Source organism: Janthinobacterium sp. HH106, assembly GCF_001758725.1.
Lineage (GTDB): Bacteria > Pseudomonadota > Gammaproteobacteria > Burkholderiales > Burkholderiaceae_D > Janthinobacterium.
In genome coordinates this window covers 223,085-246,389 of sequence record NZ_LRIC01000030.1, presented here as the reverse complement: position 1 = coordinate 246,389, position 23,305 = coordinate 223,085, and the positions used below count along the sequence as shown (strand labels likewise).

The window sequence follows — 23,305 nt, the reverse complement described above, 5'->3', positions numbered from 1 at the left end:
ATTAGTGAGCTTCCTTGTTATTGTTGTTTGAACCAATCAAATGCTGCACGGCCCGTTCCATCTTCATGAAGCGGGAGCCCTTGATTAATACTGTTGCATCCGAACGGCCGGACAAATGCGCATCGAGCGCCGCCAGCAAACCGTCGAACTGTTCGAAATACTCCACGACCGTGCCCGATTCCTGGCTGGCGGCTGCCTGCGCCGCACTCACCAGATGGCGCGCCAGGCCGCCCGTCGCCAGCACGTGTTCGATGCCTTTGGCGGCGGCGTAGGCGCCGATCTCTTCGTGGAACTGCTGCCCCTGCGTGCCGACTTCGCCCATCTCGCCCAGCACCAGGATGCGTGGTGCCGCGGCCTGCGCCAGTACATCGATGGCCGCGCGCGCCGAATCCGGATTGGCGTTATACGTGTCGTCGATGATGGTGGCGCCGTTGGCGGCACGTTTTTTCTGCAGGCGGCCGTTCACGGGCGCGAACGCCTCCAGGCCCTGCTTGATATGTTCGATGGCGATGCCAGCGCCCACGGCGCATGCCACAGCGGCCAGCGCATTGCGCACATTGTGTTCGCCCGCCGCCTGCAGGCCAACGAAGAACTGGCGCAAGGCGCCGTCCTGCGCGCGCACGCTGACGAACAGGTCGCTGCCAAAATCCTCGGCCGCGCGGTGCGTGCAGCTCACGTCCGCCTCTTTCGACAGGCCGAAGGTGATGACGGCGCGCGCGCCGGCCAGCTCGCGCCACAGGGGCGTGAATTCATCGCCATGCGGGAAGACGGCCACGCCGTCGTCGGCCAATGCCGCCAGCGCGGCGCCGTTTTCGCGCGCTACCGCTTCGACCGTATGCATGAATTCCTGGTGCTCGCGCTGCGCATTGTTGACCATCGCCAGAGTCGGCGCGGCAATCGCGGCTAGGCGCGCGATTTCTCCCGGATGGTTCATGCCCATCTCGATGACGGCCGCCTTGTGTTCTTCATTCAGGCGGAACAGGGTCAATGGCACGCCGATCTCGTTATTCAGGTTGCCGCGCGTGGCCAGGCGCGCTTCTTCGCCAAAGGCCGCCGCCAGGATCGATGCAATCATCTCCTTGACGGTGGTCTTGCCATTGCTGCCAGTGACGCCGATGACGGGCACATTGAAACGGCCGCGCCAGTGGTTGGCGATGCGGCCCAGCGCGGCCAGGGTATCGGGCACCACGATGGCAGCTACCTTGCCGCTGTCCCAGCCTGCGGGCAGGCGCTCGACCACCACGGCGGCGACGCCGCGCGCGGCCACCTGCTCGAGGAAGTCGTGGGCGTCGAAACTCTCGCCGCGCAGGGCGACGAACAGCGAACCGGCTTGGGCGCTGCGGCTGTCGGTGGAGACACCGTCAAAAACGGCGTCGCCCTTCAGCTGCGCGCCGTCCAGCGACGGCATCAGTTCTGTCAGCGTGCCGCGCATCAGTTCGTCCTCATCATGGTCAGGCGCGCGGACAGGGCCAGCTGCGCATGGTCGGCGTCGGAGAACGGCAGTTTCTTGCCCTTGATTTCCTGGTACGGTTCATGGCCCTTGCCCGCCAACAGGATCACGTCCGGCTTGGCGGCGTGCTTGATGGCCGACAGGATGGCGGCGGCGCGGTCTTCGATGGCCTGCGGCTGCGGGCCGTCTGCGCGCATGCCGGCGACGATCTGCGCGATGATGGCGTGCGGGTCTTCGCTGCGCGGATTGTCGCTGGTGACGAGCACGTGATCGGCCAGCTGCGCGATGGCGCCCATCTGCGGACGCTTGCCCGGATCGCGGTCGCCGCCGCAGCCGAACACGCACCACAGCTGGCCGCCCCGCTCCTGCGCCACCTGGCGCAGGGCGGCCAGGGTTTTTTCCAGCGCGTCCGGCGTATGGGCGTAATCGATGACGACCATCGGCGCTTCCTGGCCGCCCACCTGCTGCATGCGGCCCGGGGCCGGCTGCAAGGATTCGATGCCGTCGATGGCGGCGCGCAGGCCGGTGCCGTGCGCCAGCAAGGCGCCCAGCACGGCCAGCGCGTTGCTGATATTGAAGTGGCCCACCAGCTGCGTCTTGACCAGCGCCACGCCCAGCGCGCATTCGAGGTGGAAGTCAGTGCCGGCATTGCGGCTGCGAAACTGGCTGGCGCGCAGCATCAGCACGCCCGGCAGGTCGGGCAAGGCGGCCGCATCCTGCAGGGAATAACCGATGACGGGATATTCGCCGGCCAGCTTGCCATCCACGTGCGCCGCCAGGCGCAAACCCATGGGGTCGTCCAGGTTGATGACGGCCGTTTTCAGGCCGGGCCAGTCGAACAGCTTGACCTTGGCCGCCTCGTAGGCCGCCATGTCGCCATGGTAGTCGAGGTGGTCGCGCGTCAGATTGGTAAACATGGCGACGTCGAAATGCATGCCGGCCGCGCGATCCTGGTCCAGGCCGATCGACGACACTTCGATGGCGACGGCCTTGGCGCCTGCATCGCGCATGGCGGCCAGCTTGCGCGCCAGCAGCACGGCGTCCGGCGTGGTGTAGCCGGTGACGTCAAATTCGATGGCGCCGCGCGGCTTGCACAGGCCTACGCCCAAGGTCCCGATGACGGACGATGTTTCGCCCAGGCGCGCCAGGGCTTGCGCCAGCCACAAGGCGCACGAGGTCTTGCCGTTCGTGCCCGTCACGCCGGCGCTGAACATGGCGCTGTCGGGCATGTCGTAGAAAGCATGCGCCACGGGGCCGGCCAGGCGTTTCAGGTCGCTGACCAGCAGGTGCGGCACGCTCCATGCGGCGTTCCATTCCACGGCGTCATGCACGATGGCGGCGGCGCCCTGCGCGATGGCGGCGGCGATGAAATCGGTGGCGCCCGCATAGGCGAAAAACACGTCGCCGCGCTGCACGCGGCGCGAATCGGACGTCAGCTGCCCGGACGGGGCAGCCGTTTTGATCCACAAACTGATGTCTTGTATGGTCATGAGTGACTTCACATGGCCTCCGGGCCGGCATTGGCCGGGACCACGATTTCGGTAACGGAAGAATCGGGCGGTACGTTCATCGCGCGCAGCGCGTTGGTCGCAATCGCCGCGAAAGCGGGAGCAGCGACCTGGCCGCCATAGTGAGCGGGGCCGGTCGGTTCGTCGATCATCACGGCAATGATGAAGCGCGGCGCCGACATCGGCACCATGCCCACGAAAGAGCCGATGTATTTGCGCGGCATCGCATAGCGGCCGTTTTCCACCTTATAGGCGGTACCTGTCTTGCCGCCCACGCGGTAGCCGGCGACCTGGGCACGCTTGGCCGAGCCGTGCGCCCCGGAGACCACCAGTTCGAGCATGGCGCGCATTTCGGCGGCCGTCTTCGGCTTGATCACCTGCTGGCCCACGGGCAGTTCATTGACCTTCTGGAACGACAGGGGAATCGTGTCGCCGTCGCGCGCGAACATCATATAAGAGCGCGCCAGCTGGATCAGCGACACGGAAATGCCGTTACCGTAGCTCATGGTCGCCTGCTCCACCGGGCGCCACGATTTATATGGACGCACGCGGCCGGCCACGGCGCCGGGGAAGCCCCATTTCGGCTGCTGGCCGAAGCCCACCTTGGTAAACATTTCCCACATTTCCTGCGACGGCATGCCCAGCGCGATCTTCGAGGTGCCGATGTTCGACGACATCTCGATGATTTCGGAGACATTGATCACGCCGTGCGGCTTGGTGTCGGTGATCGTGCGGTCGGCGATCGTGTAGCGGCCCGGGCCCGTGTCGATCAGCGTACCCGGCTTGACGCGGCCCGTGTCGAGCGCCAGCGAGACCGTGATCGGTTTCAGGGTCGAACCGGGTTCGAAGGTATCGGTCATGACGCGGTTGCGCAGCTGCTGGCCCGTAAGCTTGCGGCGGTCGTTCGGGTCGTAGCTCGGGTAATTGGCCAGGGCCAGCACTTCGCCCGTGTGCACGTCGAGCACCACGGCGCCGCCGGCCTTGGCGTTGAATTTCTCCACCGCTTCCTTCAACTGCGTGAAGGCGATGTACTGGATCTTGCTGTCGACGGACAGGGTCAGGTCCTTGCCGTCATGCGGTTCGTGGATGAAGCCGATGTCTTCGACGATGTGGCCCAGACGGTCCTTGATCACGCGGCGGCTGCCGGTGGTGCCGACGAGGGTTTTCTGCTGCGCCAGTTCCATGCTTTCCTGGCCCACGTCTTCCACGTTGGTAAAGCCCACCACGTGCGTCATCACTTCGCCCTGTGGATAGAAGCGCTTGTATTCCTTGCGCTCGTCGATGCCGTCGATGCCGAGCTTGGAAATCTTGTCGGCCACGTCCATCTCGACCTGGCGTTTCAGGTATACGAAGCTGCGGTCCGAATCGAGCTTCTTGCGCAATTCGTTGACGTTCATTTCCAGCAGACCGGCCAGCGCATTGATTTTTTCGGGCGACGCCTGCAGCACGTCGTCGGGAATGGCCCAGATGGCTTTCACGGGGACGGACGACGCCAGCACCTGGCCGTTGCGGTCGGTAATCTTGCCGCGCGTGGCAGGCAGTTCCAGCGTGCGCTCATAGCGCGCCTTGCCCTGCTTTTGCAGGAACTGCGTCGACACGCCCTGCAGCCACAGGGCGCGCGCGCCCAGGCCGGCGAAAGCGAAGAACAGCAGGAACAGCACGACGCGCGAACGCCAGACGGGCAGACGCACCGCCAGTACGGGGTTCTTCGAGAATGGCACGCCTTTCGATGCCGCCACCCGGCCGTTGCTATTACCGCCCAACTTCATTATTCGCCCTCCGTCAGGTATTGCGTACGCGCCGCCGTCAGCGGCGTCATGCTCAGGTCGCGCCGTGCGATCGATTCGATGCGTTCATGCTTGCCCAAAGTGGACTGGTCCAGCTGCAGTTGCGCCCAGTCGATGTCGAGCTGGCGCGACAGCGCTTGCGCGCGTTCCAGGTCGATCAGCAGGTGGCGCGACTGGTACTGCGCGTTCACCAGCGACAGGCCGCAGCACACCAGCAGGGCCGACAGCACGACACACAGCTTGCCAGTCATCGGGCGCCGCCACTAACTGGAATGGGCAAACGCTGCGCCACGCGCATCACGGCCGAACGCGAACGGGGATTGCCCTCGATCTCGGCGTCGGACGGCTTCATTTTCGAAATCAGCTTCATTTCCGGCTGCGGCAAGTCGACCGCGCGGATCGGCAGACGGCGGTCAGGCTGCTCCACGTTCGCCTTCGAGGCGAAGAAGCGCTTGACCATGCGGTCTTCGAGCGAATGAAAACTGATCACGGCCATGCGCGCGCCGGGCGCCAGGCAGGCATACGCCTGGTTCAGACCGATCTCGAGATCCTCGAGCTCTTTGTTAATGAAAATGCGGATTGCCTGAAAGGTGCGGGTAGCGGGGTCCTTACCCTTCTCGCGGGTCTTGACGGCGCCTGCCACGATGCCGGCAAGCTGTCGTGTGCTTGAAATTGGCTGGACTGCCCGGCCAGCAACAATCGCCTTTGCAATCTGAAAAGCAAACCGTTCTTCCCCATAATCGCGTATCACTTTCTCTAAATTCTGCTCGGTTTCCACCGCCAGCCACTCGGCCGCGGAGACGCCGCGCGTGGTATCCATGCGCATGTCCAGCGGTCCGTCGTTGCGGAAGCTGAAACCGCGCGCCGCGTCGTCGACCTGCGGCGACGAGATGCCCAGGTCGAGCAAAATGCCGTCCACCTGCTGCACGCCGCGTTCGGCCAGGCTGGCCGTCATGGTGGCAAAGCTGTCATGGACGATCTGAAAACGGGGGTCGGCAATCTGTTCGGCCGTGGCGATGGCTTGCAAATCCTTGTCGAAGCCGATCAGGCGCGCGTCATCGGCCAGGCGCGACAGGATCAGGCGGCTATGGCCGCCGCGGCCAAACGTGCCATCGACGTAAATGCCGTGCGCGCGGTCGCCCGACAGGTCGAGCGCATCGACCGCTTCATCGAGCAGCACCGTGCGATGCTGAAATTCCGGCACCGTGAGTTGTGTCATTACGGAGCCTTAGAAAGAAAAATTGGAAAGTACATCGGGGGTGCCGGCATCGATCGCCTGCTGTTCTTTGTCGGCCAATTTGGCGGCATCCCATATTTCAAAGTGACTGCCCATGCCGATCATCATGACTTCGCGCGCCAGCCCGACGGCATTGCGCAATTCAGGCGAGATCAGCACGCGGCCCGCCGAGTCCAGCTCTACGTCGACGGCGTTGCCGAGGAAGATGCGCTGCCAGGCGCGCGCCGACATGGGCCAGGCGGCGATTTGCTGGCGGTGGCTTTCCCACACGGGACGGGGGAAAAACAGCAGGCAGCCATCGGGGTGTTTGGTCAGCGTCAAACGGCCTTCGCATTGAATCGCCAGCGCGTCACGGTGCTTGGCAGGGATAGACATCCTGCCTTTGGCATCGAGATTGATTGCGGACGCGCCTTGAAACACGGAAGACCTTTTTTTGAGCTTGGCTTGCAACGCTTGCGCATCGCGATGGAAAGGGAAAATTTCCCACAAAAACACACTTTTTCACACAGTTGCCCACTTTAGAGGAAGCAAAGATAGTGGTCAAGCGGTTTCCGATTGGCAAAACAGGAATTTTATTAATGAAATTAAGGACTTAGCGCAGATCGTTGAAGGAGTCTCAAATAAAAATATATCGATAAATTAGATACTTATGAAAGATAGTGAATGTGCTACCTCATCTGCACACATGTGTTTTCCTACCGTAAACATCGAAAAAAACGAAATCAAAAAATTGAATTTTTTACAGTTAGTTGACACATGACAATACTTTCGTCATCCAGACACAACGGTCAGCAGCGGCAGAGAAAGACTTGGTTTAAAGCAAAAAACAATCGCCCATGGCGCATACCTGCCCTGTTTTCCGGGCCTGGCCTGACACGGGAAAATTATTTTTGCACTGCAGCAATTAATTGGAACCAAGAAACTTTAACCAATTGTTCATCTTTAGTTGTATATACAACTTTATCTTCGTTGCTATATTTTTAGAAACAAAAAAAGCCCCGTTGCGGGGGCTTTTGCTTGGTGCGCAGCATGCAAACTGCTGTGACCAAGATACTCCCCGGCAAGCCAGGGAGCAGGAATTCAAGTGAAGCAGGCCGATAGGCCGGATTTTGTTACGGCGCCTTCCCTTGCAGGTTGGCGCTATGACAGTCATTCCTCTAGGCGCCAGATTACTCGGGCGCTCAAGCTTTCTACCCGCACGCTCCGCGAGCAGCATCATCGCGTGCCTATTTGAAATTGCACCAGGTGGAGGTTACCGCGTTTCACCGTAACTTAATACGCTCGTCTCTGTGGCCCTATTCCTCGCCTTATACCTTGCGGCTTTCGACGGACGGCCGTTAACCGTCACCCCGCTCTATGGAGTCCGGACCTTCCTCCCGCCAGCGCATTGCTGCGCCGGCCAGCGACTGTCTGGCCTGCTTCACCCGCCATTGTACCGCGCCGCAGCAAGTTTCTGCAAAAAGGCCTGTGCGGGAACGACACCGTTCGCCGGGCCCCTCGTCGGCCTCCGGCCCGGGGGATTGTGTAATTCGGTGTCGCCATTTCAAAAGCCGGGCCAAATCGGCTCACATAGAATGAATGGGGCAAGCCGCCTGCATGCAGGCGCATGCGCACCGCTTGCCCCATTTCTTTGCCACCCAACTAGAATATAAAGAGCCGAACATGACGCAACAACCCCGTACCGGCGGCCAGATCCTGGTCGATGCCCTGCAGATCCACGGTGTCGACACCGCTTTTGGCGTGCCTGGCGAAAGCTACCTGGATGTGCTCGACGCCCTGCACGACTCGGGCATCCGCTTCATCATCAACCGCCAGGAAGGCGGCGCCGCCTTCATGGCCGAAGCCTACGGCAAGCTGACGGGCAAGCCGGGCATCTGTTTCGTCACGCGCGGTCCGGGCGCCACCAACGCCTCGATCGGCGTGCACACGGCTTACCAGGACTCCACCCCGATGATCCTGTTCATCGGCCAGGTGGGCAACGATTTCGTCGACCGCGAAGCGTTCCAGGAAATCGACTACCGCCGCATGTACGGCCAGATGGCCAAGTGGGTGGCGCAGATCGACCGCGCCGAGCGCATCCCCGAATACCTGGCGCGCGCCTTCCAGGTCGCCACCAGCGGGCGTCCCGGCCCCGTCGTGCTGGCCCTGCCGGAAGACATGCTCATTTCCATGGCGACTGTCGCCGACACGCGCGCCTACCGGAGCGTGCAGGCGGCGCCGTCCGACGCCCAGCTCCAGCAGTTGCGCGCCATGCTGGCGACGGCGAAGCAGCCGCTGGTCTTGCTCGGCGGCACCACCTGGACGCCGCAAGCGTGCGCCGACCTGCAGCAGTTCGCGGAAAGCAACCACCTGCCCGTCGCCTGCGCCTTCCGCTTCCAGGACTTGCTCGACAATGCCCACCCGAACTACATCGGCGACGTCGGCATCGGCATCAACCCGAAACTGGCCGCGCGCGTAAAAAATGCCGACCTGGTCATCGCCATCGGCCCGCGCCTGGGCGAAATGACGACGGGCGGCTACACCCTGTTCGACTCGCCCGTGCCGCGCCAGCGCCTGGTGCACATCCATACGGACGCCGAGGAGCTGGGCAGCGTTTACCAGGCCGAGCTGATGATCAACAGCGGCATGCCGCAAGTGTGCGCCATGCTGGCCGCCATGGCCCCCGTCGATGCTTCCGCGTGGAAACATACGCCCGCGGAAGCGAAGGCCGAGCTGGCCGCCTACCAGGAGCAGCCGCCCATCTTCCGCGATGGCCAGGCGCCGCTGGACCTGTGGCAGGTGACGCAGGAAATCATGGCGCAGGTGCCGACCGACACCATCGTGACGAACGGCGCCGGCAACTACGCCTCGTGGGCGCACCGTTTTTATCGCTACGGCGGCATGCGCACGCAACTGGCGCCGACGAACGGCGCCATGGGCTACGGCGTGCCGTCCGGCGTGGCGGCGAAGATCGTGCATCCGGAACGCACCGTGATCACGTTCGCCGGCGACGGCGAATACATGATGAATGGCCAGGAACTGGCCACGGCCGTCCAATACCAGGCGGGCGTGGTCATCATCGTCTTCAACAACCAGATGTTCGGCACCATCCGCATGCACCAGGAACGCGACTACCCGGGCCGCGTGTCGGGCACGACCCTGCACAACCCCGATTTTGCGGCGCTGGCGCAGGCATACGGCGCGCATGGCGAAGTGGTGAATACGACGGAAGAGTTTGCCCCTGCCCTGCAGCGGGCGCTGGCGCATGCCAGGGCGCACGACTTGCCGGCCCTGATCGAGCTGCGCTACGACGGCAACCTGATCACGCCAAACGCGACACTGGCCACCATCCGCGCGAATGCGGAAAAGGCGCAGGCGGCCAAATAAGCCCCTTGCAAGGCGAGAAATAACAAAGGCCCGGTCGATACCGGGCCTTTTTCATGCGCAAGTCACAATAACTCAGGCGGCAGGCGCTGGCGCGCTTTCCTGGGCCGGCGCCGCCTCGGCCGGCGCTTCCGGCACCGGCGGGCATGGCGTGCAGTTTTTCAGGGGACGGCCGAAATCGCGCACGCGGCTCAGTTTCATCGGCATGCGCACGTTGCCGCCGCAATAATCACCTTCCAGGGTCAGGGTCTGCCCGTCTTTGGAAAACTTGCCGACGATGGTGCGTTCCTCGCTGTCGGCGCCGGCGATGGTGAAGTCGAAAGCGCCCGTGGCGGCGTCCAGGTTGACGTCGTTGGCCACGATAGGCCAGCTCAGGGCGCCTGCCGTGAATTCATAGATGACGGAATCGGCCTCGGCAAAGCGGTGAAGGGTGACGCGCTGGCCGCCGATTTCGCCGCTATCCTTTTGCAGGCACAGGTCGGAGTAGACGGCCACGCCATAGCGCTCCAGTCCGGCCGGCTTCTTGCCCTTGACGGCGGCAACAGCGGCGCCCGTGGCGCCGGCGAGCAGCAGCGCGGCCAGCATGGCGGCCAGGCGCGGCGAGGTGTATGAATACATGGCATTCCTTTACTTGGGTAACGGCGCCATTATAACTGGCGCCGCCAATGCAAAAACGCGCCGCCAGGCCGAAGCCAGACAGCGCGTTTCCTTGCTTATCAGCATCCCCGAAGGGATGCTGGCAGCGGTACTAAGCTTCGCTTGCGCGAATATTAGAACGAGTGACGAACGCCAACGTTGAAGGCTTTGTCGCCCGTACCAACATTGCTGTTGTTACCAACGGTGTAGCCAGCGTTGTTTTTGTTCTTGATTTTAGCGTACGAAGCGTAGGTGCTGGTGCGCTTCGACAGAGCGTACGAGTAGCCTAGTGCCCATTGATCAGCATCAGCGTTAGCAGCGGTTTTGTCGTTCGTGCGGATGAACGAAGCCATTACGGTGCCAGCTGGGCCAACAGGTACGGTTGCGCCGACCAGGATGTTGTTGCTGTCGGTGCTGTAGCCAGCCGAAGTGTAGTTAAACGCGTTAACATTGCCGTTGTTGCGGATGGCGCTGTTTTGGCCTTTGTTTGCGCCGTATGCGATGTAAGCTTTAGCAACTGCGAAGTCGTAGTTAGCTGCAGCCAACCAGTTACGGCCGCTACCGGTTTCGGTCGTTGCGGTGTCGTTGCTGGTGTTGTTGTAAGCGATACGAGCGTTCAAAGGACCGTTCGAGTAGCCAGCCGACGCGCCGATTTTGCGGCCGATTTTGTTCGACTCAGCTTGCTCGCCGAAGGTGTAAGCCACGTCAGCGTCAAAGCCGTTGAAGTTTGGCGAGGTGTACAGCACGGTGTTGCTGGTGCGGGTGTTCGATGGGAACAGGTTCTTAGCGGAACCAGCGTAGCCAGCTGCGAATGGATCAGCAACTTTCGACAGGGTGTTGTACCAAGGGGTGTATTGACGACCCAGGGTCAGGGTACCGGTCGTTTTGCTGCTCAGACCAACGTAAGCTTGACGGTTGAACAAGCTGCCTGCAACGTCTTGTTGACCGTTGTCAACGCCGAAGCCCGATTCCAGAACGAACAGTGCCGACAGGCCGCTGCCCAGATCTTCGGTGCCTTTGAAGCCGATACGGGAAGCCGAAGCAATGCCGCTGTCCAGTTTGTTAACGTTGCCGTTAACACCGCCGCGCTCGCTGACGAAACCAGCGTCAACGGTACCGTAGATAACAACGCTCGATTGAGCTTGGGCTACGCCAGTGGCTGCTGCCAGAACTGCCAGGGTGATCAGAGTTTTTTTCATTGCGATTTCCTTTAATTTTTGAAGCAAAAAGTAATACAGCCTATGCATCTCGAGCTGCGCTCTAGCAGAGCGCTTTTTATGAGTGAGGGCAAGGTCTCCACCTGCCACATTGCTGTTCCGATCAGAGGAACATTCATATCGGTATCGGCACGCTATTGCACCGATAAGCTTGAAGGCTGCATAACGACCGTTATTCGTGCGCCGGTTCGGTGCTCAAACGGCACCGGAAGCGGCACTATAACGACCGTTTCACATTCCATCAAGTTCCAACATGTTACTTCCGGTACCAGGCCGGGGGCTTTTTCAGGCATCCCGACCATCGCCAACCGTACTACGCGACAGAGCCAGTGCCCCTTGCCAACCAATGCATTGGCCTGATTGACCATTCCATCATAGCGCATGCCTAGTCCACACCCGTTGTATTAGTGCAACAGTATCAGGCGAGTGATTAAAACGTCAACATGCTTTACCCCTCATTTGCCCTCCAAGATTTACGCGACAAAGCGCACAATTTGTCAGGCGATAATGGATAAACGGGACGAAGCATACACGGCATCGGCAATGTTTGCTGCCGAATGCCCAAAAACGGGAATGCATGCGCCCATTTTTGGTGCGTTGCCGCATTATTCAGGGGCGTAGGCGCTATTTTCGACGTCGGCGCACGCGTCAAAAAAATAGGCAGAGTATCAACACAATTACTGACTTTCCGGTAATTTAAATTGCTCACATAGAAATGTTTTCCATGTTTTTCAGACTACGCTTCCACCATCCGATTGGAACGGATGAGTACGACTCTTGCTTGCAAATTGCGCATCACTTGAAACAATTTCTTACAATGTTGCCTTCTCAATATTTTGATATTTTTGTGTCTAAAAAACGACACTTTGACCGAAATCAAGTTTTCAGCGGCCCCATTTCACATCTTTACTTTTTCTTTTTTGCATTTTTTTCTTAAAAGCATAGAGAAACAAGCTTTAACGCTGGCTTGCGCGCCGGAGCAGGCGCATGAAAGAGCCCAGCAACGGCAGTTTTTCATACAACTCTTCCGCCGCATCCCAATAATCGCGGTGCACGAGCACCCGTCCCTGCGCATCGAAGCGCACATGTGTGGCGCCGCGTATGCATTGTTCGCCAGATACCAGTCGTTTCATGCGGAAGCGAAACTCCCAGGTCAGAAAGGCTTGTTGCCCCTGCCCCAGGCTTTCCAGCACGACAAACCGGGGCGCATCAACCTGCACGAACATGTGCTCGAAGATGGCCAGAATGGCGGCATGCCCCTTCACCTCGTTGAACGGGTCCTTGAAATGGGCGTCCGGCGCGTACACGGCCCCCAGCTGGGCCAGGCTTTCCAGGCTCAGGTGCTCGTAAAATGCCACCAGACGCGCCAGCGCCTGTTCCACGCCTTCCGTGTCCAGCATGCTTGTGCTCATACGCCCGTCACCTTGCGGATCAGCCAGAAATAGGCGCGGTACGGCAACAGCCGCGCCAGGCGCAGGGTATTGGTAAAGCGTTTGGGAAAGTGGATGTGAAACTGCCCCCGCTCGATGCCATCGAGCATGGCGGCGGCCGCGTCCTGCGCCGTCATCAGGGCCGGCATGGTGAAATCGTTGTCCGCAGTCAAAGGCGTGGCGACAAAACCGGGGTTGATTTGATATACATCAATCCCGCGTGGATGCAGGTCCAGATACAGCGACTCCGTCAGATTGATCAGCGCAGCCTTGCTGGCGCCATATGCGAGCGCCTTGGGCAAGCCGCCATAGCCGGCCACCGAGGCGACGATGCCGATGCCGCCGCTGCCCTGGCGCAACAGCCACGGCAAGGCCTGCTCCAGGCAATTGAAGATGCCGCCCACATTCAGGGCCAGCAAGCCCTGCGCCGCCTCAAGGTCGAAGCTATCGGCGCGCATGGCCTGATAACCACCAGCGACCACCAGTATCAGGTCGATATGCGTCCACTGCCGCTGCAACTCTACGCAGACGGCCCGCAGCTGCGCGTGCTGGGTGATATCGAGCGGCAATGCCTGCGCCAGCGGCTGCCCCTCGCACAACTGCTCGAGGCTGGCGCGGTGACGCGCCGACAAGGCCACGCTGGCGCCCTGCTCCAGCAGCAGGGTGGCGCAGGCGGCGCCGATGCCGCTGGAAGCGCCGATGATCCATACGTGCTTGCCGGCCCAGCTGGTGATCTTGCGATTCATGGGGCCGCCTGCGGACGTTTGCTGAACGATAAAGTGACGGCGCCCAGGCTGAAGCCGAACTTGCTCATGGCGGCGCGGTTCAGCATGACCTTGTCATCCATCAGGAACATCCAATCCTCGAAGTCGACGTGGTAGACCGTGCCATCGACGGGCAGCGCCAGCACGTATTGCCAGCGCAAGGCATTGCCGGCCACTTCGCCGACGGCCTCGCCGATCACGTCGGGCGCCGTGCCGATGAAGCGCCCGGGCGCCGTCTTGCGCAAGGTCCATATGCGCCGTTGGCGGCTGCCGTCCGAATACGTGAAATCCTCGTCCAGGGTACCCGTCTCGCCCGCCCAGCTGGCCCGCATCACGACGGTGAAGCGTTTCACGACCTTGCCGGAGCGGTCCTGGAAGATGCCGTGGGCGTCGAGCGTGCCGTTGAAGTAATGTTGCAGGTCCAGCTTGGGTGTTTCATGCGCGTAAGTGGCGGGCGTGGGCGGCGTGGAACAGGCGGCCAGCGCCAGCAGCAAGGCGGCGGCCGTCATGCCGCGCCGGCAGCATTTCATCAGGTACATGGTCGGTACTCCCCGGGTTCACTATATATATGTTGTAGCGGCGCGCGCCACAGCAGCAGCGCCGCCAGCAGTTTCAAGGCGCAGGGCAGCAAGGCGTAGGCGGCAGCCAGGGCCGGCAAACCGCCGCTGCTGTTGCCAGGCACATAGCCGAGCCAGGCCAGCAGGGGCAAGGCGATGCCGGCCGCCAGCGCCAGGCTCATTTGCACGCCCCAGTTCCACCAGCCGAAATATGCCGCTTCGTGCCGCCCGGCATGGCCGGCCGCGCCGATCAGCCCTGCCAGCAGGGCCGGCGGCAAGGCCAGGTCGGCGCCCAGCGCCAGGCCCGAGAGCAGGCAAATCGCGGCAAAGCCCCAGGCGGCGCCCGCGCCCAGGCCATATGCCCAGACAAACACGGTCGCGGCCAGCAGCATGGCGCCGCCCCAGGCGCGCGCCTCGCCAAAGCGGCGCGCCAGGGCCACCCACACGGGCATCGAGGCGGCCGCCGCGCAAAAATAGACGATCAGGAACGGCCCCGCGTAATGGCCCAGGCGCAAGTAGTCGCCGGCAAAGAACAGGAACAGGGTGGCGGGAATGGAGGCCGCCACGCCATTGACGAGCAAAACAGAGAACAGCCAGCGGAACGCGCGCTGGCGAAACGGCAGCTTCCAGCCATTGCCGGAAACCGCTTCCCCGGCACTGCGCACAACGGGACGCGGCGCGCGCGCCAGCAGCAGCGCACCCGCCGCCAGCAGGCAGAAGGCAAAGGCCAGCGACAAGCCGTCATAACCGAGCACGGAAGTCAGCCCGGCCGCCAGGATCACGCCCAGCAAGCCGCAGCCTTCGCGCACGGCCGTGATCCGCGCCCGCTGCGCGCGCAGCTGGCTCAGTGCCGCGCCCCAGCTCTGGTGCGCGATGCCGGCCAGGCCATAGGCCGTGTAGACGAGCAGCAAGGCGGCCAGGAACCAGGCCAGGGTAGCCGCTTGCGGCATCGGCGGTGGATGGAACAGCGCGCCAAAGCCCAGCAGCAGCAAGGGCAGCGCGGCGCCGACAAGCATGGCATAACTGCGCCCGCCACGCGCCATCCAGGCGCCCAGGGCGGGATCGATGAAGGCGGCGGCGATGCGCGCCGCCAGCAGCACGGCGCCGATCTGCGCCAGGTCAAGGTTGCTGCGCTGCGCATAAAACGGCGCCACATAGATATAGATGGGCAGCGCCAGCATGGCAAGCGGCAAGCCGAACAGGCCGTAGCTGAACAGGGCCGGCAAGCTCAACGCGCTGGCCCCGGCGTTCATGGCAGCGCCGCCGCATTCTGCAGCAAGGCCGCGCGCAGCTTGGGCGCCGTGGTCGACGGCGAGAGCCAGATGGCAAAAAACGCGCGCGCGAAATCGCCATCGCTCACGTCGGCCAGCACCTTGCCATCGAGATAAAAGCGCACGCCGGGCGCGATGCCGGCTCGGTAGACGCCCGCGATACGCTGCTCCTCTTTGACGTCAGGAAAGATGCGCTGCATGGTGGACAGCCAGGCCAGGCGCTGCTCCGGCGTGCCGGCGCCGATTTTCTGCATCTGTTCATAACTGGCTTCGGCGATCTTCTTGCCATCGAGCGAACGTGCGTAGCGCAATTCCAGCGCAAACGGCGCCGTTTCGGACGCCGCGCCCTGGTAGCCCTGCGGTCCTACCCACAGTTGTGCCCGATAAATACGCATGCCGAACCACGTGTATTCGCCCTCCCCCGCCAGCCGGGCCTCGGGCACGTCGGCAGCGACAAAGACAGGCGGCGCGGCCGCGGCGCCCAACATGGCCAATGACAGCACAACAGTGGCAAGCAAGCGGCGCATGGTCAGTCCTTCACCAGAGTAAATTGCATTACATCCGTGTTGTGCGCCTGGAAGGCGGCCTCGCAATACGCGAGGTAAAACTCCCAGGTCAGCAGGAAACGGCCATCGAAACCCTGCTTTTCCAGCGCCGTGCGCTGGGCCAGGAAGCTGGCGCGCCACTGGCGCAAGGTTTCCGCATAATCGAGGCCAAAGCGGAAGGCGTCCTCCACGCGCAAGCCCTGCGCCTCGGCGGCGCGGCGGAACTCGGCCGGCGACGGCAGCATGCCGCCCGGAAAAATATACTGTTGAATGAAATCCGTGCTCTTGCTGTAGCGCTCGAACAAGTCGTCGGCGATGACGATGGTCTGGATGCAGGCGCGGCCGCCCGGCTTCAGGTTGCGCGCCACGCAGGCGAAATAGCCGGGCCAGTAGCTTTGCCCCACGGCTTCAAACATTTCGATCGAGGCGATGGCGTCGTACTGGCCGGCGCTGTCGCGGTAATCACACAGCTGCAGGTCGGCCTGCGCCGCCAGCCCCGCGTCCTGCAGGCGCTGGCGCGCATACGCCAGCTGCTCGGTCGACAAGGTCAGGCCCGTCACGTGGGCGCCGTAGCTGCGCGCCGCCGTTTCCGCAAAACCGCCCCAGCCGCAGCCGATTTCCAGCACCTTGGCGCCTGGCCGCAGTTGAAGCTGATCGGCAATGCGCCGGTATTTCGCCCCTTGCGCCTGCTCCAGGCTGGCGCCTTCGGCAAACAGCGCACTCGAATACGTCATCGACGGATCCAGCCACAACTGATAAAAGGCGTTGCCGATGTCGTAATGGGCGTGGATATTCTTCTTGCTGCCGGCGCGCGAATTGCGGTTGAGCAAATGCCGCAGCTTGTAGACCAGGTTGCCCCACCAGTTGCCATAGATCAAGGACTCGATCTGCGCGCGGTTGCGTATCATCAGCTCGATCAAGCCCGGCAAATTGTCCGTGCGCCAGTCGCCGGCGATAAACGTTTCCGCAAAGCCGATATCGCCCGAGCGCAGCACGGCCGCGCACAGGCGCCAGTTGTGCAAGTCCAGGGTGACGGGGTGGCTGCCGTCGCCGTACAGCAAGATGCTGCCATCCGGCGTGCGCAGACGCAGGGCGCCATATTGTAATTTTTGCAGCAGGCGCACGATCATGCGCCCGGAAGCGGGCATATCCAGGTGCGTGTGGTCGGGCAAGTGCGCGGGACACGCGTTGCTGCGCGCATGCAGGCCGGTCGGCAGGGAGTCGGAGCTCATCGGGACACCTTTTCTTGTGGAGGGTGGGGTTTGCTGAAAAACGGCACGCGGCGCAGCCACAGGCGCAAGGCTTGCCAATGGATGCGCGCCATCACGCCAAACGTCATCAGCGGGTAGCGCAGCAGAGCCCAGGCGATGGCGCCATCGCGCAGCGGCTGCGCCGTACCGGACAAGCTCGTCTGCAAAACAGGACCGTCAAGGTCGTCGTAATCGACCCGGGCCAGGTGGCGCTCGCCATCCTCTTCACTGTTGCGCAGGAAACGGAAGCGGTAATGCCCTTCCACCTTGCAAAATGGCGACACGTGGAAAATTTTTCTGGCCTGCAATTCGCTGCCATACGCGATGGGCCCGCCCTGTTCGAGCAGGTACAGGTGGCGCTCGCCGAAGGTATTGCGCACGTCGCAGACCACGGCGCGCAAGGCGCCATCCGTACGGTGGCAAAACCAGAAGCTGACGGGATTGAACACATAGCCGAACATGCGCGGCATGGTTTGCAGCCAGATTTCGCCGCCCGCGTCGAGCACGCCTTGCTGGCGCAGCAAGCCATCGATCCACTCCAGCAGCGGCGTCGTGCCATCGCCATGGTCGCTGTCGCGGAAGGACAGCACATTGGCGCCGTTGCGCGAGATCAAGCGGGCAGGAAAATCGTGCGCGCCCAGGCTGCGCAAGGGCAGGCGCAGATAAAACATGCCATAACTGAAAGCATGCGCGCGCGGACGCAGCCGCGCATGCCGCACCCGCCCCAGACACAGCTGGGGCTGCGGCGGCACGGACGGCGATGAATTACGCGGCATGGCCGAGCTCCGCCGCCGCCATGCCATTGAGTATTTGCGCCACGGCCAGGCCCGACTTCAAGCCGTCTTCATGGAAACCATAGCCCGTCCAGGCGCCCGCGAACCACGTGTGCTGCGCGCCCTGGAAACCGGCCAGGCGCGCCTGAGCCGCAATGGCCGCGCCATCGAACACGGGGTGGGCATACGAAAACGCGTCGATGACCTTGGCCGGGTCCGGCTCGTCGAGCGGATTGAGCGAGACGATGACGGGCGTCGTAAACGGCAGCGGCTGCAGCTGGTTCAGCAAATAGTGCACGCATACCTGCGGCGATTCGCCCTCCTGCGCGGCCGGCCGGCCCTGGTAATTCCAGGCCGACCAGGCGCGGCGGCGCTGCGGCAGGCAAGACGCATCCGTATGCAGCACGGCCCGGTTCGGCTGGTAGCGCACGGCTTCAAGCACGGAGCGCTCGTCGTCGCGGATGTCCGCCAGCAGGGCCAGCGACTGGTCGCTGTGGCAAGCGAGTACCACGTGATCGGCATGCTCGACGCCGGCCGCCGTATGCAGCTCGACCATGCGCGCGCCCCCGTGAGCCTGGCGGCGCACGGCCAGCACGGGGCACGCGAGGCGCTGCTGCGCAATGCCTGCCAGCAATTTTTCCACGTACACGCGCGAGCCGCCCCGCACCGTGCGCCATTGCGGCCGGTCGCTCACTTGCAGCAAGCCATGGTTGTGGCAAAAACGAATGAAGGTGGCCAGCGGAAAGGCCAGCATCTGGCGTGCCGGACACGACCAGATACAGGCAGCCATGGGCAACAGATACCAGTGGCGGAACTCCTCGCCATAATTGTGCAGATCAAGGAACTCGCCGAGCGACATGGCCGGCGCCGGCACGCTGGCCATGGCCAGGGCGCTGGCCTGGCGGTTGAAGCGCAGGATGTCGCGCAGCATGCGCAGGAAGGCGGGGCGCAGCAGATTGCTGCGCTGGGTGAACACGGTATCGAAATTGGCGCCCGCCCATTCCAGCACGCGGGCATCGGACGAGGTGCCCAGCGGCATCTTCACGGAAAACGACATGTCGCTGTCGGCCGCCTCGACACCGAGTTCCTCAAACAGCTGCACCAGGTTCGGGTAGGTGGCGTGGTTAAACACGAGAAAACCCGTGTCGACGCCATGCGTGACGCCATCGAGCGTGACATCGACCGTGTGGCTGTGGCCGCCAAAGTAATCGCCCGCCTCGTACAAGGTGACGTCCTGGCCCGCTTGCGCCAGGCGATAGGCACATGACAATCCTGCAATTCCTGCTCCGACGACGGCAATTTTCATGAATACACCTGTGTTAAGTTTGTCCTGGACAAAACGAGCCTCATGGATAATCGATGAAATATTGATTTATGTCAATGAGCGCCCTCGGCCGTTCCACAACTTATACGTCGGCAATTTCCAATCGGATTCAGCTATTTGGTCCGGGGCGGCGGAAGGCGTAAAATGCACTCCACGTTCTTTTTGGCATGCGAGCAAGCCCCTGGTATGGATACTGACCTGCAACCTACTTCCGCCTTCAGCATCAGCGATGTCGAGCGCGATACCGGGCTGGCCAAGGAAACCTTGCGTGTCTGGGAGCGCCGCTACGCTTTTCCCCAGCCTCAGCGCGACGCCTTTGGCGAGCGCAGCTACCCGGCCGAGCAAGTGCAGAAGTTGCGCATGGTCAAGCGCCTGCTGGACCTCGGCTTTCGTCCGGGAAAAATCATGCAGCACAGCACCGTGCAACTGCAGCAGCTGGCCAGCGCCGGCAGTGCGGCGCCGTCGACGCCGCCTCCGCAGCTCGAACACTACCTGTCGCTGTGCCGCGGCCACCAGATGGCGGAACTGGGTGAGGCCCTGCGTCAGGCGCTGGCCGTGCTGGGCTTGAAAGCGTTCACCATCGACGTGATCGCCCCCCTGACGGGCATGGTGGGCGAGGCATGGGCTTGCGGCGACCTGGCCGTGTATGAAGAGCATTTGTATAGCGAAACCTTGCAAACGGTGATGCGCCACGCCATCTTTTCCCTGCCGCAGGCAAGCAGCCCATCGACGCGCACGCCGCGCATCGTGCTCAGTACCTTGCCGCAGGAGCGTCATGGCCTGGGGCTGCTGATGGCCGAGGCGCTGTGCGCGGCGGCGGGCGCCCATTGCATGTCGATGGGAGTGGAAACGCCGCTGACGGACATCGTCGCGGCCGCCCGCGCGCAGCGGGCCGATATCGTGGCGCTGTCGTTTTCCAGCGCCAGCAAGCAGCGGCAGACGCGCGACAGCCTGCAGCAACTGCATGCGAACTTGCCGCCAAGCATGGAATTGTGGGCAGGGGGACGCAGTCCCGTGCTGTACAAGCAGCCCCCTTCTTTCCTGCATGTGCTGGACTTGCGGCAAGTCGACGAAAGCATCGCCGACTGGCGCCGCCGCCACCAGGCGCTGGCCCTGCAAACGCATTGAACCCGTTGAAAAGCGCGACAACTGCGGCGATCTCCGTGGATAGGCACGCAATGTTGCCAATCGAACAGTAAAGCATGAAGGGCCGGGCGCGCTCTGGTAGAATAGCCCGTAACACAGTGTCCGGCGCCGCCGGGCCTTAGGTCAGCACCCGCCACCACACATCCATGTTTAGTTTCTTCAAGAAAAAAACCATCGCTCCCGAGGCCGCACCAGCCGAGCCCCTCGTCCTTCCCGCCACGCCGCCCGCACCGCAGCCTGCCGCTACGCCCCTGAGCGGCGCGCCGGCCGAGCTCGTGCCAGTGATCGTGGCCGCCGAACCCGAGAAAAAATCGTGGATGACGCGCCTGAAGGCGGGCCTGTCGAAAACCTCGAACACCTTGTCCGTGCTGTTCGTCGGCGCGAAGATCGACGACGCCCTGTACGAAGAGCTGGAAGCGGCGCTGCTGATGTCCGACGCCGGCATCGACGCCACCGAATTCCTGCTCACGGAATTGAAGAAAAAGGTCAAGGAAGACAAGCTGCTCGACGCAGCCGCCGTCAAGGCCGCGCTGAAAGTGCTGCTGATCGAGCTGCTCTCGCCGCTGGAAAAGCGCTTCGAGCTGGGCCGCCACAAGCCGCTGGTGATGATGATTTCCGGCGTCAATGGCGCGGGCAAGACCACCACCATCGGCAAGCTGGCCAAGCACATGCAGTCGAACAACCAGTCCGTGCTGCTGGCCGCGGGCGACACCTTCCGCGCCGCCGCGCGCGAGCAGCTGATGGTCTGGGGCGAGCGCAACAACGTTACCGTGATTTCGCAGGAATCGGGCGACCCGGCCGCCGTGGCCTACGACTCCGTGCAATCGGCGAAGGCGCGCGGCATCGACGTGGTCATGGTCGACACGGCCGGCCGCCTGCCGACGCAGTTGCACTTGATGGAAGAATTGAAGAAAATCAAGCGCGTGATCGGCAAGGGCATGGAGGGCGCACCGCATGAAACCCTGCTCGTCATCGACGGCAACACGGGCCAGAACGCCCTCACGCAAGTGAAGGCCTTCGACGATGCCCTGCAGCTGAGCGGCCTGGTGATCACCAAGCTGGACGGTACCGCCAAGGGCGGCGTGCTGGCGGCGATTGCCCGCGTGCGCCCCGTGCCCGTGTATTTCATCGGCATCGGTGAGAAAATTGAAGACTTGCAGCCTTTCGTGGCTGCCGAATTTGTCGAAGCGCTGCTCGGATAAGCCTATACATGATTGAATTTCAGCACGTCTCCAAGCAATACTCCCCCGACGCCGTGGCGCTCAGCGACATTTCGCTCAGTATTGCCAAGGGCGAGCTGGTCTTCCTGGCCGGCCCGTCCGGCGCCGGCAAGTCCACCTTGCTGAAAATGATCGCCGCCATGGAACGCCCCACGTCGGGCAAGCTGATCGTCAATGGCCAGGACATGGCGAAGATCAAGCCGGCCGGCGTGCCGTTTTTGCGCCGTAACATGGGCCTGATCTTCCAGCAACAAAAACTGCTGAACGACCGCTCCATCCTGGCCAACGTCATGCTGCCGCTGCTCGTCGTCGGCGCGCATAAAGTTGCCGCCGAGCAGCGCGCGCGCGCCGCGCTCGACAAGGTGGGATTGCTGGACCGCGCCATGGCGCGTCCGCTGTCGCTGTCGGGCGGCGAGCAGCAGCGCGTATCGATCGCGCGCGCCATCGTCAACCGGCCGCAGATCATTCTGGCCGACGAACCGACGGCCAACCTGGACCGCGCCAGCGCCAACAAGGTGCTCGACGCCCTCAAAGCATTCCACTCGGTGGGCGTGACCTGCCTCATTTCCAGCCATGACGAACAGATGCTCGACGCCGCCGCCCGCGTGATCCACCTGAAGAACGGCCAGCTGGTCGCCATCGACAAGGCCACGCAGGCGCCCGTCTTCGCGCCACCCGATCCCGATTTCGCGCCCGCCCCCGACCAGGACGATGCGCAGGGAGAACAGGCATGAGAGGCTGGTTCCGTCAACACCGCTTCGCGCTCGGTTCGGCGCTGATTCACTTGCGCAAGTCGCCAGGCGGCTTCCTGTTGAACGTGCTCGTCGTCGCCATCGCCCTGTCGCTGCCGTTCGCCGGCTTGACCATGCTCGACAATGTGCGCCCCATGTCGGAACAGATGTCGGTCGACCCGGAAATCAGCGTCTTCCTGAAGATCGACACGCCGCGCGAGCAAGCCGTGGCCCTGGCCAGCGCCATGCGCAAGATCGTCGGCGAGCAAAAGGCGAAGATCGTCTTCATCCCGCGCGAACAGGCGCTCGATACGCTGAAGAACAAGAACGGCCTGGCCGACGTGCTGAGCACCCTGGGCGACAATCCCCTGCCCGACAGCTATGTGCTGAAACTCGACGCCTTCAGCAGCGCCAGCGAAGCGCAGGACGTCGATGCCGTGGCGGAACAGTTGCGCCACCTGCCCGGCGTGGAATCGGCGCAAGTCGATTCGGCCTGGGTCAAGCGCCTGGCGGCCCTGCTGGGCGTGCTGCGCCTGGTGCTGCTGCTGCTGGCCATCACCCTGGGCGTGGCCGTCATCGCCGTGGTCTTCAATACCATCCGCCTGCAAGTGATGCAGCAGCGCGATGAAATCAGCATCTCGAAACTGATCGGCGCCACCGATACTTTCATCCACCGCCCCTTCTATTACACGGGTGCCCTGCTGGGCCTGTGCGCCGGTGCGCTGGCGCTGGGCGCCGTGGCGCTGGCCTTGCAGCCGCTCAATACCGCGATTGCCGAGTTTGCACGCCTGTATGCGTCCGAATTTCAGCTGGTGCCGCTGGCGCCGCTGCCGATGGCCGGCTTGCTGGCCGTCAGCGCCGGCCTGGGCCTGATCGGCGCCTTCCTCTGCGTACAGCGCCACCTGGCGCGCCTGAACTGACCTTCCTTTCCATGGCGGCGCTCCTGGCGCCGCCATGCGCCTCGCCATCCCCATCTGCTGTTATCTTGATATTTAGCAAGTATTCTTAAGGCTCGCTTCAGCCAGAGGCCGTAGACTGGCCATGTTGTCGTAAAGCGCTATCTCGCGCTGTTCAGAGATATATATCAAGCATTAAA

At 62.7% G+C, this 23,305-nt stretch carries 21 protein-coding genes and 1 other RNA gene; 5 read left to right on the top strand and 17 right to left on the bottom strand.

Features of this window, described 5'->3' with window-relative positions:
* Position 1: 1 nt before the first annotated feature.
* From murF to rnpB, 7 genes are all read right to left on the bottom strand, one after another.
* Entirely contained in the window at positions 2 to 1,432 is a 1,431-nt protein-coding gene (gene murF, locus JAB8_RS14145; RefSeq protein ID WP_070290154.1) for a UDP-N-acetylmuramoyl-tripeptide--D-alanyl-D-alanine ligase, read from the bottom strand.
* Positions 1,432 to 2,940, bottom strand: coding sequence for a UDP-N-acetylmuramoyl-L-alanyl-D-glutamate--2,6-diaminopimelate ligase (locus JAB8_RS14140; RefSeq protein WP_070290152.1), 1,509 nt, complete (start codon positions 2,938 to 2,940; stop codon positions 1,432 to 1,434). Before JAB8_RS14140 ends, murF begins: the two co-directional genes overlap by 1 nt.
* An 8-nt stretch (positions 2,941 to 2,948) precedes the next feature.
* On the bottom strand, positions 2,949 to 4,727 hold the full coding sequence (locus JAB8_RS14135) for a penicillin-binding protein 2 (RefSeq protein ID WP_034748891.1): 1,779 nt from the start codon (positions 4,725 to 4,727) through the stop codon (positions 2,949 to 2,951).
* A complete protein-coding gene (gene ftsL / locus JAB8_RS14130; RefSeq protein ID WP_034748894.1) occupies positions 4,727 to 4,996 on the bottom strand; it encodes a cell division protein FtsL in 270 nt (89 codons plus the stop codon). The genes JAB8_RS14135 and ftsL overlap by 1 nt, the downstream gene beginning before the upstream one ends.
* Positions 4,993 to 5,964 carry a 16S rRNA (cytosine(1402)-N(4))-methyltransferase RsmH gene (gene rsmH, locus JAB8_RS14125; protein ID WP_070222499.1) on the bottom strand — a complete coding sequence of 324 codons (972 nt, stop codon included), beginning with the start codon at positions 5,962 to 5,964 and terminating at the stop codon, positions 4,993 to 4,995. The genes ftsL and rsmH overlap by 4 nt, the downstream gene beginning before the upstream one ends.
* Positions 5,965 to 5,973: 9 nt before the next feature.
* Positions 5,974 to 6,402 carry a division/cell wall cluster transcriptional repressor MraZ gene (gene mraZ, locus JAB8_RS14120; protein WP_034748899.1) on the bottom strand — a complete coding sequence of 143 codons (429 nt, stop codon included), beginning with the start codon at positions 6,400 to 6,402 and terminating at the stop codon, positions 5,974 to 5,976.
* Positions 6,403 to 7,064: 662 nt separating this feature from the next.
* Positions 7,065 to 7,404: RNase P RNA component class A (rnpB, locus tag JAB8_RS14115), an RNA gene on the bottom strand.
* Positions 7,405 to 7,644: 240 nt separating this feature from the next.
* On the opposite strand from rnpB, the gene JAB8_RS14110 reads away from it, so the two are divergent.
* The gene (locus JAB8_RS14110; protein ID WP_070290261.1) at positions 7,645 to 9,348 is read left to right on the top strand and encodes a thiamine pyrophosphate-binding protein; all 1,704 of its coding nucleotides are present in this window, start codon (positions 7,645 to 7,647) and stop codon (positions 9,346 to 9,348) included.
* A 72-nt stretch (positions 9,349 to 9,420) separates the two neighbouring features.
* Here JAB8_RS14110 and JAB8_RS14105 read toward each other — a convergent pair whose 3' ends face one another.
* From JAB8_RS14105 to JAB8_RS14060, 10 genes are all read right to left on the bottom strand, one after another.
* The gene (locus JAB8_RS14105) at positions 9,421 to 9,963 is read right to left on the bottom strand and encodes a hypothetical protein (RefSeq protein WP_070290150.1); all 543 of its coding nucleotides are present in this window, start codon (positions 9,961 to 9,963) and stop codon (positions 9,421 to 9,423) included.
* A gap of 152 nt (positions 9,964 to 10,115) precedes the next feature.
* Positions 10,116 to 11,180 (bottom strand): porin, encoded by a 1,065-nt coding sequence (locus JAB8_RS14100; protein WP_070222502.1) that lies wholly within the window; start codon positions 11,178 to 11,180, stop codon positions 10,116 to 10,118.
* Positions 11,181 to 12,154: 974 nt separating this feature from the next.
* Positions 12,155 to 12,610 (bottom strand): nuclear transport factor 2 family protein, encoded by a 456-nt coding sequence (locus tag JAB8_RS14095; RefSeq protein WP_070222503.1) that lies wholly within the window; start codon positions 12,608 to 12,610, stop codon positions 12,155 to 12,157.
* Positions 12,607 to 13,374, bottom strand: a complete 768-nt coding sequence (locus JAB8_RS14090; protein WP_070290148.1) for an SDR family NAD(P)-dependent oxidoreductase — start codon at positions 13,372 to 13,374, stop codon at positions 12,607 to 12,609. Before JAB8_RS14090 ends, JAB8_RS14095 begins: the two co-directional genes overlap by 4 nt.
* Positions 13,371 to 13,931: a DUF3833 domain-containing protein gene (locus JAB8_RS14085; RefSeq protein ID WP_175445198.1), complete on the bottom strand. Its 561-nt coding sequence runs from the start codon at positions 13,929 to 13,931 to the stop codon at positions 13,371 to 13,373. The genes JAB8_RS14090 and JAB8_RS14085 overlap by 4 nt, the downstream gene beginning before the upstream one ends.
* Positions 13,922 to 15,202 (bottom strand): MFS transporter, encoded by a 1,281-nt coding sequence (locus JAB8_RS14080; protein ID WP_070290146.1) that lies wholly within the window; start codon positions 15,200 to 15,202, stop codon positions 13,922 to 13,924. The genes JAB8_RS14085 and JAB8_RS14080 overlap by 10 nt, the downstream gene beginning before the upstream one ends.
* Positions 15,199 to 15,747 carry a chalcone isomerase family protein gene (locus JAB8_RS14075; protein WP_070290145.1) on the bottom strand — a complete coding sequence of 183 codons (549 nt, stop codon included), beginning with the start codon at positions 15,745 to 15,747 and terminating at the stop codon, positions 15,199 to 15,201. Before JAB8_RS14075 ends, JAB8_RS14080 begins: the two co-directional genes overlap by 4 nt.
* A 2-nt stretch (positions 15,748 to 15,749) precedes the next feature.
* On the bottom strand, positions 15,750 to 16,913 hold the full coding sequence (locus tag JAB8_RS14070; protein ID WP_083287727.1) for a cyclopropane-fatty-acyl-phospholipid synthase family protein: 1,164 nt from the start codon (positions 16,911 to 16,913) through the stop codon (positions 15,750 to 15,752).
* An 80-nt stretch (positions 16,914 to 16,993) separates the two neighbouring features.
* Entirely contained in the window at positions 16,994 to 17,791 is a 798-nt protein-coding gene (locus tag JAB8_RS14065; protein WP_070290141.1) for a DUF1365 domain-containing protein, read from the bottom strand.
* On the bottom strand, positions 17,781 to 19,094 hold the full coding sequence (locus JAB8_RS14060) for an FAD-dependent oxidoreductase (RefSeq protein ID WP_070290139.1): 1,314 nt from the start codon (positions 19,092 to 19,094) through the stop codon (positions 17,781 to 17,783). Before JAB8_RS14060 ends, JAB8_RS14065 begins: the two co-directional genes overlap by 11 nt.
* 204 nt (positions 19,095 to 19,298) lie before the next feature.
* Here JAB8_RS14060 and JAB8_RS14055 point away from each other — a divergent pair, with 204 nt between their 5' ends.
* The 4 genes from JAB8_RS14055 to ftsX all read left to right on the top strand — a co-directional run bounded on the left by JAB8_RS14055 (position 19,299) and on the right by ftsX (position 23,129).
* A complete protein-coding gene (locus tag JAB8_RS14055) occupies positions 19,299 to 20,240 on the top strand; it encodes a MerR family transcriptional regulator (RefSeq protein WP_070290137.1) in 942 nt (313 codons plus the stop codon).
* Positions 20,241 to 20,404: 164 nt separating this feature from the next.
* On the top strand, positions 20,405 to 21,460 hold the full coding sequence (gene ftsY / locus JAB8_RS14050; RefSeq protein WP_070290136.1) for a signal recognition particle-docking protein FtsY: 1,056 nt from the start codon (positions 20,405 to 20,407) through the stop codon (positions 21,458 to 21,460).
* A gap of 8 nt (positions 21,461 to 21,468) precedes the next feature.
* Positions 21,469 to 22,212, top strand: coding sequence for an ATP-binding cassette domain-containing protein (locus JAB8_RS14045; RefSeq protein WP_070222516.1), 744 nt, complete (start codon positions 21,469 to 21,471; stop codon positions 22,210 to 22,212).
* On the top strand, positions 22,209 to 23,129 hold the full coding sequence (ftsX, locus tag JAB8_RS14040) for a permease-like cell division protein FtsX (RefSeq protein WP_070222518.1): 921 nt from the start codon (positions 22,209 to 22,211) through the stop codon (positions 23,127 to 23,129). The genes JAB8_RS14045 and ftsX overlap by 4 nt, the downstream gene beginning before the upstream one ends.
* The last annotated feature ends 176 nt before the right edge of the window (positions 23,130 to 23,305 follow it).

What these genes read in the sequence shown, in the direction of transcription:
- JAB8_RS14100 (WP_070222502.1), bottom strand. Translation starts at nt 11,180, where the DNA reads ATGAAAAAAACTCTGATCACCCTGGCAGTTCTGGCAGCAGCCACTGGC.
- JAB8_RS14095 (WP_070222503.1), bottom strand. Translation starts at nt 12,610, where the DNA reads ATGAGCACAAGCATGCTGGACACGGAAGGCGTGGAACAGGCGCTGGCG.
- JAB8_RS14045 (WP_070222516.1), top strand. Translation starts at nt 21,469, where the DNA reads ATGATTGAATTTCAGCACGTCTCCAAGCAATACTCCCCCGACGCCGTG.
- JAB8_RS14140 (WP_070290152.1), bottom strand. Translation starts at nt 2,940, where the DNA reads ATGACCATACAAGACATCAGTTTGTGGATCAAAACGGCTGCCCCGTCC.
- JAB8_RS14075 (WP_070290145.1), bottom strand. Translation starts at nt 15,747, where the DNA reads ATGCGCCGCTTGCTTGCCACTGTTGTGCTGTCATTGGCCATGTTGGGC.
- JAB8_RS14085 (WP_175445198.1), bottom strand. Translation starts at nt 13,931, where the DNA reads ATGTACCTGATGAAATGCTGCCGGCGCGGCATGACGGCCGCCGCCTTG.
- JAB8_RS14105 (WP_070290150.1), bottom strand. Translation starts at nt 9,963, where the DNA reads ATGTATTCATACACCTCGCCGCGCCTGGCCGCCATGCTGGCCGCGCTG.
- JAB8_RS14055 (WP_070290137.1), top strand. Translation starts at nt 19,299, where the DNA reads ATGGATACTGACCTGCAACCTACTTCCGCCTTCAGCATCAGCGATGTC.
- JAB8_RS14135 (WP_034748891.1), bottom strand. Translation starts at nt 4,727, where the DNA reads ATGAAGTTGGGCGGTAATAGCAACGGCCGGGTGGCGGCATCGAAAGGC.
- JAB8_RS14110 (WP_070290261.1), top strand. Translation starts at nt 7,645, where the DNA reads ATGACGCAACAACCCCGTACCGGCGGCCAGATCCTGGTCGATGCCCTG.
- JAB8_RS14070 (WP_083287727.1), bottom strand. Translation starts at nt 16,913, where the DNA reads ATGCCCGCTTCCGGGCGCATGATCGTGCGCCTGCTGCAAAAATTACAA.
- ftsY (WP_070290136.1), top strand. Translation starts at nt 20,405, where the DNA reads ATGTTTAGTTTCTTCAAGAAAAAAACCATCGCTCCCGAGGCCGCACCA.
- rsmH (WP_070222499.1), bottom strand. Translation starts at nt 5,964, where the DNA reads ATGACACAACTCACGGTGCCGGAATTTCAGCATCGCACGGTGCTGCTC.
- JAB8_RS14090 (WP_070290148.1), bottom strand. Translation starts at nt 13,374, where the DNA reads ATGAATCGCAAGATCACCAGCTGGGCCGGCAAGCACGTATGGATCATC.
- murF (WP_070290154.1), bottom strand. Translation starts at nt 1,432, where the DNA reads ATGCGCGGCACGCTGACAGAACTGATGCCGTCGCTGGACGGCGCGCAG.
- JAB8_RS14060 (WP_070290139.1), bottom strand. Translation starts at nt 19,094, where the DNA reads ATGAAAATTGCCGTCGTCGGAGCAGGAATTGCAGGATTGTCATGTGCC.
- JAB8_RS14065 (WP_070290141.1), bottom strand. Translation starts at nt 17,791, where the DNA reads ATGCCGCGTAATTCATCGCCGTCCGTGCCGCCGCAGCCCCAGCTGTGT.
- JAB8_RS14080 (WP_070290146.1), bottom strand. Translation starts at nt 15,202, where the DNA reads ATGAACGCCGGGGCCAGCGCGTTGAGCTTGCCGGCCCTGTTCAGCTAC.
- ftsX (WP_070222518.1), top strand. Translation starts at nt 22,209, where the DNA reads ATGAGAGGCTGGTTCCGTCAACACCGCTTCGCGCTCGGTTCGGCGCTG.
- ftsL (WP_034748894.1), bottom strand. Translation starts at nt 4,996, where the DNA reads ATGACTGGCAAGCTGTGTGTCGTGCTGTCGGCCCTGCTGGTGTGCTGC.